This is a genomic window from Escherichia sp. Marseille-Q3837 (genome assembly GCF_916618735.1).
Classification (GTDB): domain Bacteria; phylum Pseudomonadota; class Gammaproteobacteria; order Enterobacterales; family Enterobacteriaceae; genus Escherichia; species Escherichia ruysiae.
In genome coordinates this window covers 2,934,037-2,951,525 of sequence record NZ_CAKAKC010000001.1, presented here as the reverse complement: position 1 = coordinate 2,951,525, position 17,489 = coordinate 2,934,037, and the positions used below count along the sequence as shown (strand labels likewise).

The window sequence follows — 17,489 nt, the reverse complement described above, 5'->3', positions numbered from 1 at the left end:
ACAGCGGGGTAAAATTTCGTAAAATGTTACCGATATCCAGACACTTTCTGTTATTTTTTCTGCCTATTTATTACATTTTCGACAAATTCATCTGCAAAGGATAACCATAATGACAAATGCTCACGAGGCGGTAAAAACCCGCCACAAGGAGACCTCGCTTATTTTCCCGGTTCTGGCGCTGGTAGTGCTGTTCCTGTGGGGAAGCAGTCAAACACTACCAGTGGTCATAGGCATCAATCTTCTTGCGCTTATTGGTATTTTAAGCAGCGCCTTTAGTGTTGTCCGTCATGCGGACGTATTAGCCCATCGACTGGGAGAACCTTATGGCTCTCTTATTCTTAGCCTTTCCGTGGTTATTCTTGAAGTCAGTTTGATATCAGCCTTAATGGCGACCGGCGATGCGGCGCCGACGTTAATGCGAGATACGCTCTATTCAATCATTATGATTGTTACTGGTGGACTGGTTGGTTTTTCATTACTGTTGGGCGGGCGCAAATTTGCCACCCAATATATGAATCTGTTTGGTATTAAACAGTATTTAATCGCCCTGTTTCCATTGGCAATTATTGTGCTGGTATTCCCGATGGCTCTGCCTGCGGCGAATTTTTCAACTGGTCAGGCGTTGCTGGTGGCATTAATTTCCGCAGCAATGTACGGCGTATTTTTGCTAATTCAGACCAAAACGCATCAGAGTCTGTTTGTCTATGAACATGAAGATGACAGTGATGATGACGATCCGCACCATGGTAAACCGTCTGCCCATAGCAGCCTGTGGCATGCCGTCTGGTTGATTATCCATTTAATTGCGGTGATAGCGGTTACCAAAATGAACGCCAGTCCGCTGGAAACACTGCTCACCAGCATGAATGCTCCGGTGGCCTTTACCGGTTTCCTGGTGGCGCTATTGATTCTTTCGCCGGAAGGCTTAGGGGCGTTAAAAGCGGTATTAAACAACCAGGTCCAGCGCGCGATGAATCTGTTCTTTGGTTCGGTGTTAGCAACCATTTCACTTACCGTACCTGTCGTCACGCTGATCGCCTTTATGACAGGCAATGAATTGCAGTTTGCGCTTGGTGCGCCAGAAATGGTGGTGATGGTAGCCTCTTTGGTGCTGTGCCATATCTCCTTCTCCACCGGACGTACTAACGTACTCAACGGCGCGGCACATCTGGCTCTCTTTGCCGCCTATTTGATGACAATATTTGCCTGACATTGATATCTCCCCCTGGCGGCGGAAGCTGGGGGAGATAATAAAAATACCTGCCCGGTTCCTTTCTTCAGTTATTCTGAACAATTCGTCAGACATAATTGCGAGCCTGCACCACAACATGCAAGAAAGCACTGCAACAGTTGATGAAAAGCTGGAATGTACTCTTCATTACGAACGTTTCAGTGGTGAAGTAAAGAAGGCTTGAGACGTAGTATCCACACCAAGCCGGCGTTATCCGGTGAGGCGCAATGTTGCGGGGGCTTTATCCCTGGTGGCATTGGTTGCTGGAAAGAGAAAACCCCCGCACGTTGAGAGGTAAAACCTGACAACAGAACGGGGGCTAATCTTGAACCATCAACAATTCAAGAATAGCCGCAAAATGTTGTCATTACAACAAGGCGGCTATATGACGCTCGCGCAGTTTGCCATGATTTTCTGGCACGACCTGGCAGCACCGATCCTGGCGGGAATTATTACCGCAGCGATTGTCGGCTGGTGGCGTAACCGGAAGTAAGGCGAAAACGGGCGTCAGGCTGCCGTGATGGCAATATGCGCCCGAAACCGGCCGCAGGGGTAACAGCCTGCGGCCTTTTTTGTATCTGGCACCCATGAAAAAAGTCTTAACGCAGAACGCTAAGACTTTATTTTTCAAGCAAAAAAGATTACTTGCTGGTATCCAGTTCTTCGAAACCTTTCACCAGATCATCAATCGCTTTCATCTGCTTGAGGAACGGTTCCAATTTAGCCAGCGGCAGCGCGGATGGGCCATCACATTTCGCATGTTCCGGATCCGGATGAGCTTCAATAAACAGCCCCGCCAGACCTACCGCCATACCGGCTCGTGCCAGCTCAGCCACCTGAGCACGACGACCGCCGGAAGCTGCGCCAAACGGATCGCGGCATTGCAGTGCGTGGGTCACGTCGAAAATCACCGGCGAGTTACCAGACACTTTCTTCATAATGCTGAAACCCAGCATATCGACAACCAGGTTGTCATAGCCAAAGTTAGCGCCGCGATCGCAAAGAATCACTTTATCGTTGCCGCCTTCTTTGAATTTATCAACGATGTTACCCATCTGACCCGGGCTGACAAACTGCGGTTTTTTGACGTTAATTACCGCACCGGTTTTCGCCATGGCTTCCACCAGGTCAGTCTGACGAGCGAGAAATGCCGGTAACTGGATCACATCCACAACATCAGCAACTGGCTGTGCCTGGCTTGGTTCGTGAACGTCGGTGATAATTTTCACGCCAAAAGTTTGCTTCAATTCCTGGAAGATTTTCATCCCTTCTTCCAGGCCCGGTCCACGATAAGAGTGGATAGAGGAGCGGTTGGCTTTGTCAAAAGAGGCTTTGAACACGTAAGGGATACCCAGTTTCTGGGTCACGGTTACGTAGTGTTCGCAAATGCGCATCGCCAGATCGCGAGATTCCAGCACGTTCATACCGCCAAACAGCACGAACGGCAGGTCATTTGCTACGTTGATGTCGCCAATGCTAACCACTTTTTGTTTCATAGGATCGCCTTAATCTTAAGTAAAATGTCGATTAATTAATGCAGCACAATATGTTTATGCGCGATGTTATTAATTTGCGCACGAATCATTTCGCTGATCGGGTCTTCCGGACACTGTTCAACGAAATAACTTAAATCATTTAACGCAACGTGTTCGCAATCCAGTTGCGCGTAAATCAACCCACGATCGCGAATTTCATACGGATCTTCCGGGTTGAACTGTAATAAGGCCTCGCTGGTGCGTAATGCCAGTTCCATCTGATTTTCTTCCATCAGCGACGCTTTCAGCGTATCCAATAGTTTGCGGATAACCTCAATGTTATCGGCTTCATCCAGGTCTTCATAAAACAGTTCCGCCGACGGGCTGATATTTCCCTTTAACCATACATCCAGCATATGTTCGCTTAACGATTCACCGTTAAAAGGGTTAATCAACCAAATTTCGCCATCCGGACATTCAATGCGCAATATAAGCTGCGTCGGGAAAATCACCGGCATCAGCGGCAAATCGAGACGATTAGCGACCCACACCAAAACGGCGCCTAATGATACCGCACTGCCCTGCCGATTTTTTAACACCTGATCCAACCATAGTGCATCGGAAAGACGATAAACACCGCGTGAGGCTTTAAATCCCCATTCGCCGTAAAACAGCGCGATCAATTTTTCCAGCTGCTCTTCTAAAGGCAGAAGCTGGCTAATTTCTTCCTTCGCCAGATTAACGAGACGCTCCAGTTCGTCGTATACATCTTGCGAGGGAAAATCGCGGCGGATTGCTTCGCAAGCCAGGATCATGCCTTCGCACAGCGGCGCTTTATTAAATTCGAAATCAGCTAACGATCTCATGACTTACCCCAGTAACGGTACTTTTGTGGTGGCGAGTTTAATGATGATGTACAGCACCACCAGCGCCAGCGGGAAGGCAATAATGCGCACCTGCTGACTGTGCACCCGACGATAATCGAGAGCAATAAAACCCAAAACGATATAAATGATAACTCCAAACAGCTTTTCAGTCAGCCATTGTGCCTGCCCGGAAAATGGCAGGATGTGCGCTTTAGCCATTAGCGCCACGCCGCTTAACAATAACACCGTGTCAATAACCGGCGGCGCAATGCGCGTCCAGCGAGCAAATGCCTGAGGATGCTCCTGATAACGTAGCCAGAAACGTAAGGTTAATAGCCCAACAGAAAGCGCAACGCTAATGAGATGAACGCTAAGCAGCGTAGTAAAACTTGTCATCGATAATAGCGACCAAGCGTCACGCGCTCGTTATCACCGTAGTCCCGGCAGGTTTCGACGTCATGATATCCCGCGAGGATAAATGCCTGTCGCACCGCTTCGCCCTGCTGCCAGCCATGTTCCAGAAGCAGAAAGCCGCCGGATACCAGCGCGTTACGCGACTGTTCGACGATATGCACGATGTCTGCCATTCCACTGTCTGCCGCAACCAGCGCAGTGAGCGGCTCAAAGCGGACATCGCCTTGTTGAAGATGTGGGTCCTGCTCGTCAATATACGGCGGATTGCTGACAATCATCGCAAACTGCTGCCCGGCTAGCGCGCTAAACCAGTCGCTTTGCAGAATGTGGATATTTTTGATCGCCAGATGCTGGGCATTACGTTGTGCCAGGGCGACAGCATCAGGCATACGATCTACAGCGGTAATTTCGCAGTCCGGGCGCTCGCTAGCCAGCGCAAGCGCAATCGCCCCGGTGCCCGTACCGAGATCGAGAATACGGCAAGACTGTTCAGGTAACCGAGCCAGTGCCTGCTCCACCAGACATTCCGTGTCAGGACGGGGAATTAAGGTCGCTGGCGAAACAAATAACGGCAACGACCAAAATTCACGCACACCGGTTAAATGAGCAATAGGTTCACCTGCACGACGACGCGCCAGCAGTACGTCGAGTTGCTCACACTGCGCGTCAGTCAGCTGCGTTTCGCCAAAGGCGAGAATAAAAGTACGCCCCTTGCCGGTAACATGCTCCAGCAGGATTTCAGCATCGCGCCGTGGGCTTTCGCTCGCCTGAAGTTGGGTTATTGCGTCACGTAACCAGTGTTGATATTCCATTATTCTTGCTCGGACAACGCCGCCAGTTGGTCAGCCTGATGTTCCTGGATAATCGGTTCAATTAGCATATCCAGCTTACCTTCCATCACTTCATCCAGACGGTAGAGCGTCAGGTTGATACGGTGGTCAGTGACGCGCCCCTGCGGGAAGTTGTAGGTACGATTACGATCGCTGCGATCGCCACTGCCCAGCAGGTTACGACGGGTAGACGCCTCCGCCTGCTGGCGTTTTGCCATTTCTGCTGCGTGGATGCGAGCACCAAGTACAGAAAGTGCTTTAGCTTTGTTTTTATGTTGTGAACGTTCGTCCTGACATTCAACAACAATACCGGTTGGTAAGTGAGTAATACGGATTGCCGAATCGGTGGTGTTAACGTGCTGCCCCCCTGCCCCTGAAGAGCGGAAAGTATCAATGCGCAAATCTGCCGGGTTGATGTCCGGCAGTTCTGCGTCAGGCAGCTCTGGCATTACCGCAACGGTACAAGCAGAAGTATGAATACGACCCTGCGATTCCGTAGCAGGAACACGCTGCACGCGATGACCGCCAGATTCGAATTTCAGGCGACCATACACACCATCGCCACTGATTTTGGCGATGATCTCTTTATAGCCACCATGCTCGCCCTCGCTGGCGCTCATGATTTCCACGCGCCAGCGACGGGCTTCTGCGTAACGGCTGTACATACGGAACAGATCGCCTGCAAATAATGCGGCTTCATCACCACCTGTTCCGGCACGCACTTCGAGAAAGGCGTTGCGTTCGTCATCAGGATCTTTTGGCAGCAAGAGAACCTGAAGTTGTTGTTCCAGTTGTTCGCTTTTTTCTTTAGCTTCACGCAGTTCATCCTGCGCCATCTCACGCATTTCAGGATCGTCGAGCATCATCTGTGCGGTTTCGATATCTTCCTGAACCTGTTGCCAGTCGGTGAAACAGCGCGAAACATCACTTAACTGCGCATATTCACGAGATAATGCGCGAAAACGTTCCTGGTCAGCGATGGTTTGCGCATCACCCAGCAGCGCCTGAACTTCTTCATGGCGTTCATGCAGGGCTTCCAGTTTGGCAACGATAGAAGGCTTCATAGGCGTAAATGCACCCTGTAAAAAAGAAAATGATGTACTGCTACTCCAGCCCGAGGCTGTCGCGCAGAATATTCAGGCGTTCGTTATCCCCGTCACGGGCAGCCTGTTGAAGTGATTTCGTTGGCGCATGGATCAGGCGGTTAGTCAGTTTCCATGCAAGATCCTGCATAATGGCTTGCGCGTCGCCGCCCTGTTCAAGGGCTGCTAACGCTTTGGCGGTTAACTCATCGCGAACCTGCTCTGCCTGACTGCGATAATCGCGAATAGTTTCGCTGGCGCTTTGTGCGCGCAGCCACGCCATAAATTCGCTGGTTTCCTGAGCGACGATAGTTTCCGCTTCAACTGCGGCGGCTTTACGCTGCGCCAGGTTATGCGAAATGATGCTTTGCAGATCGTCAACGCTATAAAGGTAGGCATTCGCCAGTTTTCCGACTTCCGGTTCGACATCGCGCGGAACGGCAATATCCACCAACAGCATCGGTTGGTTGCGACGGCTTTTTAATGCGCGCTCCACCATACCTTTACCGATAATCGGTAACGGGCTTGCAGTGGAACTAATGATGATATCGGCTTCGCGCAGACGTTCGTCGATATCGCTCAATGCAATCACTTCTGCGCCGACTTCATCTGCCAGGATTTGGGCTCGTTCGCGAGTACGATTGGCGATAATCATCTTCTGCACTTTGTGTTCGCGCAGATGACGCGCCACCAGTTCGATGGTTTCGCCCGCACCAACCAGCAATACCGTCACCGTAGAAAGCGATTCAAAGATCTGCCGCGCCAGCGTACAAGCCGCAAAAGCGACAGACACAGCACTGGCGCCAATATCCGTTTCAGTGCGAACGCGCTTCGCTACAGAGAAAGATTTCTGGAACATGCGTTCCAGTTCGCTGGCCTTCATATGGCCTTTTTGCGAATCGGCAAACGCTTTTTTCACCTGACCGAGGATCTGCGGCTCCCCCAGAACCAGTGAATCCAGGCCACTGGCAACACGCATTAAATGGCTAACCGCGTCGTTATCCTGATGCCAGTAGAGGCTATTACGCAGATCTTCTTCGTTGAGATTGTGGTAATCGCACAACCAGCGAATGAGCGCCTCTTGCAGGTTATCCTGCTCTTCAACGCTAAGATAAAGTTCTGTGCGGTTACACGTCGACAGCACCACGCCGCCCTGCACCATCGGCTGCGCGAGCAGGCTGTCAAGCGCCTGATCGAGCTTGTCCGGCGAAAACGATACACGTTCTCGTAGCGATACAGGTGCCGTTTTATGGTTAATACCGAGTGCTAAAAGGGTCATGTCTGCGGGAAATAATACCAACGTTGATATGGTTAGTCTGCTCGCATCATACAGGATGAGTGAGATCAATAAAAGAGAGCGCCCCCTTTTGGAGTAATTGCCAAAAGCCGTTAGATTCTGGCAATTAAGACAACTTGAACATAGACGATAGCGGACGGTAACGCTAGCATTAAGGGTTATAACTGCAACGTATCTCAAGGACTTGTCATTATCATGCCCCTGCCCGATTTTCGCTTTATCCGCCTGCTACCGCTGGCTGCCCTCGTGCTCACTGCCTGTTCCGTTACCACACCAAAAGGCCCCGGCAAAAGCCCGGACTCCCCGCAGTGGCGTCAGCATCAGCAAGAGGTTCGTAACCTCAACCAGTATCAGACACGCGGTGCATTTGCGTATATTTCTGACCAGCAGAAAGTGTATGCCCGCTTCTTCTGGCAGCAAACTGGCCAGGATCGCTACCGTCTGCTGCTGACCAACCCATTGGGAAGCACCGAACTGGAGCTGAATGCTCAGCCGGGTAACGTGCAGCTGGTAGATAACAAAGGTCAGCGTTACACCGCCGATGACGCCGAAGAGATGATTGGCAAATTGACAGGAATGCCGATTCCGCTCAACAGTTTGCGCCAGTGGATTTTAGGTTTGCCTGGTGATGCAACCGACTACAAACTGGACGACCAGTACCGCCTGAGCGAAATCACCTACAGCCAGAACGGCAAAAACTGGAAAGTCGTATACGGTGGTTATGACACCAAAACGCAACCTGCGATGCCAGCCAATATGGAACTCACCGACGGTGGTCAGCGCATCAAGTTAAAAATGGATAACTGGATAGTGAAATAATGCGGACACAGTGGCCCTCTCCGGCAAAACTTAATCTGTTCTTATACATTACCGGTCAGCGAGCGGACGGTTACCACACGCTGCAAACGCTGTTTCAGTTTCTTGATTACGGCGACACCATCAGCATTGAACTTCGTGACGATGGGGATATTCGTCTGTTAACGCCCGTTGAAGGCGTGGAGCACGAAGATAACCTGATCGTTCGCGCAGCACGGTTGTTGATGAAAACAGCGGCAGACAGCGGGCGTCTTCCGGCGGGGAGCGGTGCAAATATCAGCATTGGCAAGCGTTTGCCGATGGGCGGCGGCCTGGGCGGTGGTTCATCGAATGCCGCGACTGTGCTGGTGGCGTTAAATCATCTCTGGCAATGCGGGCTAAGTATTGATGAACTGGCGGAACTGGGTCTGACGTTGGGTGCAGATGTTCCTGTCTTTGTACGCGGTCATGCCGCGTTTGCTGAAGGGGTTGGCGAAATATTAACGCCAGTGAATCCACCGGAGAAATGGTATCTGGTGGCACACCCTGGTGTAAGTATTCCGACACCGGTGATTTTTAAAGATCCTGAACTCCCGCGCAACACGCCGAAAAGGTCAATTGATACGTTGCTAAAATGTGAATTCGGTAATGATTGCGAGGTTATCGCAAGAAAACGTTTTCGCGAGGTTGATGCGGTGCTTTCCTGGCTGTTAGAATACGCCCCGTCGCGCCTGACTGGGACAGGAGCCTGTGTCTTTGCTGAATTTGATACAGAGTCTGAAGCCCGCCAGGTGCTAGAGCAAGCCCCGGAATGGCTCAATGGCTTTGTGGCGAAAGGTGTTAATCTTTCCCCATTGCACAGAGCCATGCTTTAAGCCGGGCAAGCTGAGTTTCGGTGACAACGTCACCTTGTTCCAGACGTTGCATCGCGCTCTTTAATACACCGCCTGGAAAGAATATTGCCTGGCCCGCACAGTTTTCGGCAGATTCTTTCCACCAATGGACGCATGCCTGAGGTTCTTCTCGTGCCTGATATGAAGCTTTTTGCTGGTAACGCCACCCCGGAACTAGCACAACGTATTGCCAACCGCCTGTACACTTCACTCGGCGACGCCGCTGTAGGTCGCTTTAGCGACGGCGAAGTCAGTGTACAAATCAATGAAAATGTACGCGGTGGTGATATTTTCATCATCCAGTCCACTTGTGCCCCTACTAACGACAACCTGATGGAATTAGTCGTGATGGTTGATGCCCTGCGTCGTGCTTCCGCAGGTCGTATCACCGCTGTTATCCCCTACTTTGGCTATGCGCGCCAGGACCGTCGCGTCCGTTCCGCTCGTGTGCCAATCACTGCGAAAGTGGTTGCAGACTTCCTCTCCAGCGTCGGTGTTGACCGTGTGCTGACAGTGGATCTGCACGCTGAACAGATTCAGGGTTTCTTCGACGTTCCGGTTGATAACGTATTTGGTAGCCCGATCCTGCTGGAAGACATGCTGCAGCTGAATCTGGATAACCCGATTGTGGTTTCTCCGGACATCGGCGGCGTTGTGCGTGCCCGCGCTATCGCTAAGCTGCTGAACGATACCGATATGGCAATCATCGATAAACGTCGTCCGCGTGCGAACGTTTCCCAGGTGATGCATATCATCGGTGACGTTGCAGGTCGTGACTGCGTACTGGTCGATGATATGATCGACACTGGCGGTACGCTGTGTAAAGCTGCTGAAGCTCTGAAAGAACGTGGTGCTAAACGTGTATTTGCATACGCGACTCACCCGATCTTCTCTGGCAACGCGGCGAACAACCTGCGTAACTCTGTAATTGATGAAGTCGTTGTCTGCGATACCATTCCGCTGAGCGATGAAATCAAATCACTGCCGAACGTGCGTACTCTGACTCTGTCAGGTATGCTGGCCGAAGCGATTCGTCGTATCAGCAACGAAGAATCGATCTCTGCTATGTTCGAACATTAATCGAACCCGGCTCAAAGACCCGCTGCGGCGGGTTTTTTTGTCTGTAATATCCATTTGTATGACCTATGCCTCCTTCACCTGCCATTTAGTTGACAGATGATGCGCTCACGGATGAAACATTATTGTGAACAAAATATTCTCCTCACATGTGATGCCTTTCCGCGCTCTGATCGACGCTTGCTGGAAAGAAAAATACACTGCCGCACGGTTTACCCGTGACCTGATTGCCGGGATTACCGTCGGGATTATTGCTATTCCGCTGGCGATGGCGTTGGCAATTGGTAGTGGCGTGGCTCCACAGTACGGTTTATATACCGCTGCTGTTGCAGGGATTGTCATTGCTCTGACGGGGGGGTCGCGTTTTAGCGTTTCCGGTCCAACTGCGGCATTTGTGGTAATTCTCTATCCCGTTTCGCAACAGTTTGGACTGGCAGGCCTGCTGGTTGCGACGTTGTTGTCCGGGATCTTTTTGATCCTGATGGGGCTGGCGCGCTTCGGGCGCCTGATTGAGTATATCCCGGTTTCCGTTACCTTAGGCTTCACTTCGGGTATCGGGATCACCATCGGTACGATGCAGATTAAAGATTTTCTCGGTCTGCAAATGGCACATGTCCCGGAACATTATCTGCAAAAAGTCGGCGCATTATTTATGGCGCTGCCCACCATTAATGTGGGTGATGCTGCCATTGGCATTGTGACGCTTGGCATTCTGGTTTTCTGGCCGCGTCTGGGCATTCGTTTACCTGGTCATCTTCCGGCCTTGCTGGCTGGTTGTGCGGTGATGGGCATTGTTAACCTGCTCGGTGGACACGTTGCTACCATCGGCTCGCAATTCCACTACGTTCTGGCCGATGGTTCCCAGGGTAATGGTATTCCGCAACTGCTGCCGCAACTGGTACTGCCGTGGGATCTCCCCGATTCAGAATTCACACTAACCTGGGATTCTATTCGCACACTGCTGCCTGCGGCATTCTCAATGGCAATGCTCGGCGCAATCGAATCTCTGCTCTGCGCGGTGGTACTGGATGGCATGACCGGGACGAAACACAAGGCGAACAGCGAACTGGTCGGTCAGGGGCTGGGGAATATCATCGCTCCGTTCTTTGGTGGTATTACCGCTACAGCTGCCATCGCGCGTTCTGCCGCTAACGTCCGTGCCGGTGCAACTTCCCCTATTTCGGCGGTGATCCACTCTATTCTGGTTATTCTCGCTCTGCTGGTACTGGCACCGCTGCTCTCCTGGCTGCCGCTTTCCGCCATGGCTGCCCTGCTATTGATGGTGGCGTGGAACATGAGTGAAGCACACAAAGTGGTCGACTTGCTGCGCCATGCGCCGAAAGATGACATCATCGTCATGCTGCTTTGCATGTCGCTGACCGTGCTGTTTGATATGGTTATTGCCATCAGTGTGGGTATCGTACTGGCATCGCTGCTGTTTATGCGCCGTATCGCCCGTATGACTCGTCTGGCACCCGTGGCGGTAGATGTTCCTGAGGATGTACTGGTTCTGCGCGTTATTGGTCCGCTGTTTTTCGCTGCGGCTGAAGGCTTATTCACCGATCTTGAATCACGTCTGGAAGGCAAACGAATTGTTATTCTGAAGTGGGATGCAGTTCCGGTTCTTGATGCTGGTGGCCTTGATGCGTTCCAGCGTTTTGTGAAGCGCCTGCCTGAAGGATGTGAACTGCGGGTGTGTAATGTGGAGTTCCAGCCACTGCGCACCATGGCTCGTTCTGGTATTCAACCGATCCCTGGACGCCTGGCATTCTTCCCGAATCGCAGCGCAGCAATGGCTGATCTGTAAGACAGGCATTAAATTGACCAGTCAGCACAAACTGACTGGTCAGCAAACTGCATTATGCGTTAGCTATGACGACGATTATCGTTACGGCGGCAACGTTTGTCATAATGACGAACCCACCAGTAACGGTCGCACACCTGTTCATGCCCGCCAACACGGGCACCCGCCAGCCAGAGAATGGCACCGACGAAAATACTCAGCACTGCACCATGTGCGAAATACTGGGGCATATTAAACTGTGGTAACTGGTTGAGGATTGAATACCCCACGCCGACCACCATGACCACCAGACCCAACCCCATGAGCACGTTACCGAGTAACGAAGCGTTTTTGCGTTTCATGTGTCACCTCCGGAACTTTCTGGGTTGTAACAGGGAATACCCCTCTTCCTTATGTGTAAAGTATAGACAACACCCTGTAGGTTATGTGCGGGCGTGATCACAATTACAACCCTTATTTCAACAAAACTTTACAAATAAACGCCTGAACATCCTGACTTTCTAATAGTTCGCAGAGGCAATTATTATGTTGTCTGCGTATAAGGTGCTGTTTTTTGTCAAGCGAGGCCACAACCAGTAAACTACGCGCCAGTTATGCACTCACTCAGGACAAAAAACGTGACGATTAAATTGATTGTTGGCCTGGCGAACCCCGGCGCTGAATACGCCGCAACGCGACACAATGCTGGCGCCTGGTTCGTTGACTTACTGGCGGAGCGTTTGCGCGCTCCCTTGCGCGAAGAAGCTAAATTCTTTGGTTATACCTCGCGAGTTACCCTTGGAGGCGAAGATGTCCGCCTGTTAGTCCCGACCACATTTATGAATCTCAGCGGCAAAGCCGTCGCGGCGATGGCCAGTTTTTTCCGCATTAATCCGGACGAAATTCTGGTCGCCCACGACGAGCTGGATCTGCCCCCTGGCGTCGCCAAATTTAAGTTGGGCGGCGGTCATGGTGGTCACAATGGACTGAAAGACATCATCAGTAAATTGGGTAATAACCCTAACTTTCACCGTTTACGCATTGGAATCGGTCATCCGGGCGATAAAAACAAAGTTGTCGGGTTTGTGTTAGGCAAACCTCCTGTTAGTGAACAGAAGTTAATTGATGAAGCCATCGACGAAGCGGCACGTTGTACTGAAATGTGGTTTACAGATGGCTTGACCAAAGCAACGAACCGATTGCACGCCTTTAAAGCGCAATAAGTCGTTGTCTGCGGCATTTTTGCCGCGTGCCGTGTATAATAGGCAGAGTTATTTCCATTTCTACAATCTGTTTACGATAACAGGTTGATTATTAAGATATTAAGGTGATTTAAATCATGGGATTCAAATGCGGTATCGTCGGTTTGCCCAACGTCGGGAAATCTACCCTGTTCAACGCGCTGACCAAAGCCGGTATTGAAGCGGCCAACTTTCCATTCTGCACCATCGAGCCGAACACAGGCGTTGTGCCAATGCCCGATCCGCGTCTGGATCAACTGGCTGAAATCGTAAAACCGCAGCGTACGCTTCCCACGACCATGGAGTTTGTCGATATCGCTGGCCTGGTAAAAGGCGCGTCAAAAGGCGAAGGTCTGGGTAACCAGTTCCTGACCAACATCCGTGAAACCGAAGCGATCGGTCACGTTGTTCGCTGCTTTGAAAATGACAACATCATTCACGTTTCCGGCAAAGTTAACCCGGCAGACGATATTGACGTTATCAATACCGAGCTTGCTCTGGCGGATCTCGACACCTGTGAACGTGCAATTCACCGGGTACAGAAAAAAGCCAAAGGTGGCGATAAAGACGCGAAAGCCGAGCTGGCGGTACTGGAAAAATGCCTGCCACAACTTGAAAACGCAGGTATGCTGCGCGCGCTGGATTTAAGCGCAGAAGAAAAAGCTGCTATTCGTTACCTGAGCTTCCTGACGCTGAAACCGACAATGTACATCGCTAACGTCAACGAAGACGGTTTTGAAAACAACCCGTATCTTGACCAGGTGCGTGAAATCGCGGCGAAAGAAGGTTCTGTTGTCGTTCCGGTTTGTGCTGCTGTTGAAGCAGACATTGCCGAACTGGACGACGAAGAACGTGACGAGTTTATGCAGGAACTGGGACTGGAAGAGCCGGGTCTGAACCGTGTGATCCGTGCCGGTTATAAACTGCTGAACCTGCAAACTTACTTCACCGCCGGGGTGAAAGAAGTGCGTGCATGGACCATTCCGGTTGGTGCAACCGCGCCGCAGGCTGCTGGCAAAATCCACACCGATTTTGAAAAAGGCTTTATCCGTGCACAAACCATCGCGTTTGAAGATTTCATCACTTACAAAGGTGAACAAGGCGCGAAAGAAGCAGGCAAAATGCGTGCAGAAGGTAAAGATTACATCGTTAAAGATGGCGATGTGATGAACTTCCTGTTTAACGTTTAATACGTTACTACCAGTACTGAAGTCTCCGTACAGGCGCAAAAAATCAGCCATTATGTGTGGATGCACATAATGGCTTTTTTTGTTTTTGTCGATCATCCCCGACGCTTAAACTGCCCCGCATCAATGCCATATTGTTTCATTTTTCGCCACAGCGTGGTGCGACCAATTCCAAGTAACGCCGACATTTCCAGAATACGTCCACCTGTCACCTGGGCGGCGTTAATAATCGCTTCTTTTTCGACTTCCGCAAATGACAGACTGGTGGAAAGACGCGTGGCGCTGATATCTTCTGTCGCCTGTTCGGTAAACAGATGCTCAGGCAAATCACTGACGTGAATGCGTCCGTTGTCGCTGCTCAGGGCAAGGTTCTCAATGACGCTATACAGTTCAAAATCATTACCGGGCCATGCGCAGGAGACCAAACGAGCAAGTGCATCGTCATCAATCTTCAGGCGAGTTGAGAAGCGTTTTTCGAGATTACGCAATTTGTTATTCACCAGCGCCGGAATACTGCCGCGCCGCATACGCAGAGGCGGGATGGTAATTTCAAATGCATGGAGCGCGTAATAAAGCTGGCGACTAAAGCGATTTTGTTCCACCAGCATTGCCAGATCTGCGGTCGTCGTGGCAATCACTTTGACATCAATCGGGATTAAACGCCGCGCATCCAACCGCGTGATAACGCCCTGCTTGATGACCTGAAGCAATGCTGACTGTAACTCCACCGCCAGATACTCAATCTTTTCGAGAAACAGCGTGCCACCGTGTGCCAGTTCCAGACGACTCAGACGACCATTTTTATTCTCCGTGCGATCGCCGCCAATAAACTCCTCCACCAGCGTCGCATCACCATATAACTCGCAATTGACGGCGATATAGGGACCTGCAGCGCGTTCGCTTTCATTATGAATCGCCTGACTTAACAGAGCCTTACCAACGCCTTCTTCTCCACAAAGTAACACCGGAAAACTGCTGCGCGCCGCCTGACGACCAAAATGAATCAAGCGACGGGTTTGCGGATCATCCTGTGGCATATGAGCAAAAGTATGACTAACTTTGCCTAATTGACTGGTCATCAATTGCCGCATCTGCTCCACCGGATGCAGCAGCAGAATAAAGCTGGTTCCCTGGGGTTCAATTATCGGTTTAAGGGTAATGACCGCATCAATAAACTGGTGCTGACTTTCAAAGGTCGCTTCCACATGTTTGAGCGGATGTGCCTGTTTTATTGCCTGTTGCAGCACGGCAGGTAACGTTAACAGTTCCGTGATTGCTCTTCCCTGGCTGGCCGTTGCGTCCAGACGCAAAACACGCGCCGCCTGAGCATTAATAAATTGCAGATTACCCTGCTCGTCCCAGCTAATCACGCCATCGTCCATACTTTCTAACAGAGCGTTACGTTGATTTAAATGCCGATTAGTTTCAGCCAGCAAACTGTCCGTTAGCAGTAAGTTTCCCACCTCGCGAGCAATTGCCAGCGTCAACGGCAAATCGGCTGCTGTCGATTGTTCCGCTGGACACGCCAGGGCTATCGTCCCGGTCAATCGCCCCTTGCTGTCAAACAGCGGCGTTGCACAAAATGCCCATTTCCAGAGCGCCTGTTTAAAATGTTGATCGGCTATCGTTTTCACCGCCTGACCAGAGATAGCCGCTAACGATAGCGCACAAGTACCGATGATTCCTTCGGCGCAATAAGTGCCGTCATTAAATCCCAACGCACTAAGCTGCTCCATAGTCTGCGGATCACCATAACGGCTAAGGATGCAGGCAGTTTCATCGAGAATAAGCAAAACGCACGCTCGTGGCGCCATATATTCCAGGGCATCTTCCAGCGCCGCCTGCCCGAGTGTCAGCATCGCCTTTTTACGCCGACAGATGGTAGCAAATGTCACGCCCTGGGCCTGGTGCGGTACGCTCCACGACTCCCGTTTCATCAGTTTGCGGCATCGCTCCCAGGATGCTGCAATCCAGGGGGCGTTAGCCTGGTCATCGTTGTGAAAACCGCCTCTCATATTCCGCTCACTTCTGGCAAAAGGTGTTCTGACTCGCAATTTTAAGTATCAGGGCATTCTTATGTTCCATTATGGAACATTTATTAAAACATATGTTTCAGCATGAAACATAATTTGTATGAATTTTCTTTTCCCAAGTCTGATGCACAATGGATTCATCGGCAGTCAGTGGTCGCCGTGTCGTTGAACATCATCCATGCCCTACGATAATTGCTGGAGCAAGATAATGAAAAAATTGATCAATGATGTGCAAGACGTACTGAACGAACAACTGGCAGGGCTGGCGAAAGCGCATCCTTCGCTGACATTGCATCAGGATCCGCTGTACGTCACACGAGCTGATGCACCGGTTGCCGGAAAAGTCGCCCTGCTGTCAGGCGGCGGCAGCGGACACGAACCAATGCACTGCGGTTATATCGGTCAGGGGATGCTTTCGGGGGCGTGTCCGGGTGAAATTTTCACTTCACCTACCCCCGATAAAATCTTTGAATGCGCCATGCTGATTGATGGCGGCGAAGGCGTACTGCTGATCATCAAAAATTACACCGGCGATATTCTTAACTTCGAAACAGCAACCGAATTACTCCACGACAGCGGCGTAAAAGTGACCACAGTGGTCATTGATGACGACGTCGCGGTGAAAGACAGTCTTTATACCGCCGGGCGGCGCGGTGTTGCCAATACGGTGTTAATAGAAAAACTTGTGGGTGCGGCGGCAGAACGTGGCGACTCACTGGATGCCTGTGCGGAACTGGGGCGTAAGCTGAATAATCAGGGTCACTCAATTGGTATCGCTCTCGGTGCCTGTACCGTTCCAGCCGCTGGCAAACCTTCATTTACGCTGGCAGATAATGAGATGGAGTTTGGCGTCGGTATTCATGGCGAGCCGGGTATCGATCGTCGCCCCTTCTCTTCCCTTGATCAAACCGTCGATGAAATGTTCGACACGCTGCTGGAAAATGGCACATACCATCGCACACTGCGCTTCTGGAATTATCAACAAGGAAACTGGCAGGAAGAGATTCAAACCAAACAGCAGCTACAGTCTGGCGATCGGGTGATTGCGCTGGTCAACAATCTTGGCGCCACACCACTTTCTGAGCTTTACGGCGTCTATAACCGTCTGACTACGCGTTGTCAGCAAGCGGGGCTGACTATCGAACGCAATTTAATTGGTGCGTATTGCACTTCACTGGATATGACCGGTTTTTCCATCACCTTACTGAAAGTTGATGACGAAATGTTGGCGTTATGGGATGCCCCAGTCCACACCCCGGCGCTGAACTGGGGTAAATAAGGAGAT

General features: G+C 51.1%; 17 protein-coding genes. 9 read left to right on the top strand and 8 right to left on the bottom strand.

Going from position 1 to position 17,489, the window contains the following annotated elements:
* Window positions 1-109 precede the first annotated feature (109 nt).
* Both chaA and LG381_RS14075 read left to right on the top strand, forming a co-directional pair.
* Window positions 110-1,210 (top strand): sodium-potassium/proton antiporter ChaA, encoded by a 1,101-nt coding sequence (gene chaA, locus LG381_RS14080; protein ID WP_000180147.1) that lies wholly within the window; start codon window positions 110-112, stop codon window positions 1,208-1,210.
* A 406-nt stretch (window positions 1,211-1,616) separates the two neighbouring features.
* A complete protein-coding gene (locus LG381_RS14075; protein WP_000170954.1) occupies window positions 1,617-1,724 on the top strand; it encodes a type I toxin-antitoxin system toxin Ldr family protein in 108 nt (35 codons plus the stop codon).
* A 148-nt stretch (window positions 1,725-1,872) separates the two neighbouring features.
* Here LG381_RS14075 and kdsA read toward each other — a convergent pair whose 3' ends face one another.
* From kdsA to hemA, 6 genes are read right to left on the bottom strand one after another with little or no spacing between them, the layout of a single operon-like run.
* Window positions 1,873-2,727: a 3-deoxy-8-phosphooctulonate synthase gene (gene kdsA / locus LG381_RS14070; RefSeq protein WP_000811058.1), complete on the bottom strand. Its 855-nt coding sequence runs from the start codon at window positions 2,725-2,727 to the stop codon at window positions 1,873-1,875.
* Window positions 2,728-2,762: 35 nt separating this feature from the next.
* The gene (gene sirB1, locus LG381_RS14065) at window positions 2,763-3,572 is read right to left on the bottom strand and encodes an invasion regulator SirB1 (RefSeq protein WP_001257033.1); all 810 of its coding nucleotides are present in this window, start codon (window positions 3,570-3,572) and stop codon (window positions 2,763-2,765) included.
* A gap of 3 nt (window positions 3,573-3,575) precedes the next feature.
* Window positions 3,576-3,968, bottom strand: coding sequence for an invasion regulator SirB2 (gene sirB2 / locus LG381_RS14060; protein WP_000200410.1), 393 nt, complete (start codon window positions 3,966-3,968; stop codon window positions 3,576-3,578).
* Window positions 3,965-4,798 (bottom strand): peptide chain release factor N(5)-glutamine methyltransferase, encoded by an 834-nt coding sequence (gene prmC, locus LG381_RS14055; RefSeq protein WP_225762553.1) that lies wholly within the window; start codon window positions 4,796-4,798, stop codon window positions 3,965-3,967. Before prmC ends, sirB2 begins: the two co-directional genes overlap by 4 nt.
* Window positions 4,798-5,880 carry a peptide chain release factor 1 gene (prfA, locus tag LG381_RS14050; protein ID WP_000804726.1) on the bottom strand — a complete coding sequence of 361 codons (1,083 nt, stop codon included), beginning with the start codon at window positions 5,878-5,880 and terminating at the stop codon, window positions 4,798-4,800. The genes prmC and prfA overlap by 1 nt, the downstream gene beginning before the upstream one ends.
* A 40-nt stretch (window positions 5,881-5,920) precedes the next feature.
* A complete protein-coding gene (gene hemA / locus LG381_RS14045) occupies window positions 5,921-7,177 on the bottom strand; it encodes a glutamyl-tRNA reductase (RefSeq protein WP_010346781.1) in 1,257 nt (418 codons plus the stop codon).
* 213 nt (window positions 7,178-7,390) lie between these two features.
* Between hemA and lolB the strand changes: the two genes are divergently transcribed.
* From lolB to dauA, 4 genes are all read left to right on the top strand, one after another.
* Window positions 7,391-8,014 carry a lipoprotein insertase outer membrane protein LolB gene (lolB, locus tag LG381_RS14040; RefSeq protein WP_001130680.1) on the top strand — a complete coding sequence of 208 codons (624 nt, stop codon included), beginning with the start codon at window positions 7,391-7,393 and terminating at the stop codon, window positions 8,012-8,014.
* Entirely contained in the window at window positions 8,014-8,865 is an 852-nt protein-coding gene (gene ispE / locus LG381_RS14035; protein ID WP_105286119.1) for a 4-(cytidine 5'-diphospho)-2-C-methyl-D-erythritol kinase, read from the top strand. The genes lolB and ispE overlap by 1 nt, the downstream gene beginning before the upstream one ends.
* 150 nt (window positions 8,866-9,015) lie before the next feature.
* A complete protein-coding gene (prs, locus tag LG381_RS14030) occupies window positions 9,016-9,963 on the top strand; it encodes a ribose-phosphate diphosphokinase (protein WP_001298109.1) in 948 nt (315 codons plus the stop codon).
* Window positions 9,964-10,087: 124 nt separating this feature from the next.
* Window positions 10,088-11,767, top strand: coding sequence for a C4-dicarboxylic acid transporter DauA (dauA, locus tag LG381_RS14025; protein ID WP_071995177.1), 1,680 nt, complete (start codon window positions 10,088-10,090; stop codon window positions 11,765-11,767).
* Window positions 11,768-11,826: 59 nt separating this feature from the next.
* Here the strand turns inward: dauA and ychH are convergent, their stop codons facing one another.
* On the bottom strand, window positions 11,827-12,105 hold the full coding sequence (gene ychH, locus LG381_RS14020) for a stress-induced protein YchH (RefSeq protein WP_000823884.1): 279 nt from the start codon (window positions 12,103-12,105) through the stop codon (window positions 11,827-11,829).
* A 276-nt stretch (window positions 12,106-12,381) separates the two neighbouring features.
* Between ychH and pth the strand changes: the two genes are divergently transcribed.
* Window positions 12,382-12,966, top strand: a complete 585-nt coding sequence (gene pth, locus LG381_RS14015) for an aminoacyl-tRNA hydrolase (protein WP_000152933.1) — start codon at window positions 12,382-12,384, stop codon at window positions 12,964-12,966.
* Window positions 12,967-13,082: 116 nt separating this feature from the next.
* Entirely contained in the window at window positions 13,083-14,174 is a 1,092-nt protein-coding gene (ychF, locus tag LG381_RS14010) for a redox-regulated ATPase YchF (RefSeq protein ID WP_000505860.1), read from the top strand.
* A gap of 92 nt (window positions 14,175-14,266) precedes the next feature.
* Here ychF and dhaR read toward each other — a convergent pair whose 3' ends face one another.
* Entirely contained in the window at window positions 14,267-16,186 is a 1,920-nt protein-coding gene (dhaR, locus tag LG381_RS14005) for a dihydroxyacetone kinase operon transcriptional regulator DhaR (RefSeq protein ID WP_085460793.1), read from the bottom strand.
* Window positions 16,187-16,412: 226 nt separating this feature from the next.
* On the opposite strand from dhaR, the gene dhaK reads away from it, so the two are divergent.
* Window positions 16,413-17,483 carry a dihydroxyacetone kinase subunit DhaK gene (gene dhaK, locus LG381_RS14000; protein ID WP_225762552.1) on the top strand — a complete coding sequence of 357 codons (1,071 nt, stop codon included), beginning with the start codon at window positions 16,413-16,415 and terminating at the stop codon, window positions 17,481-17,483.
* Window positions 17,484-17,489 lie beyond the last annotated feature (6 nt).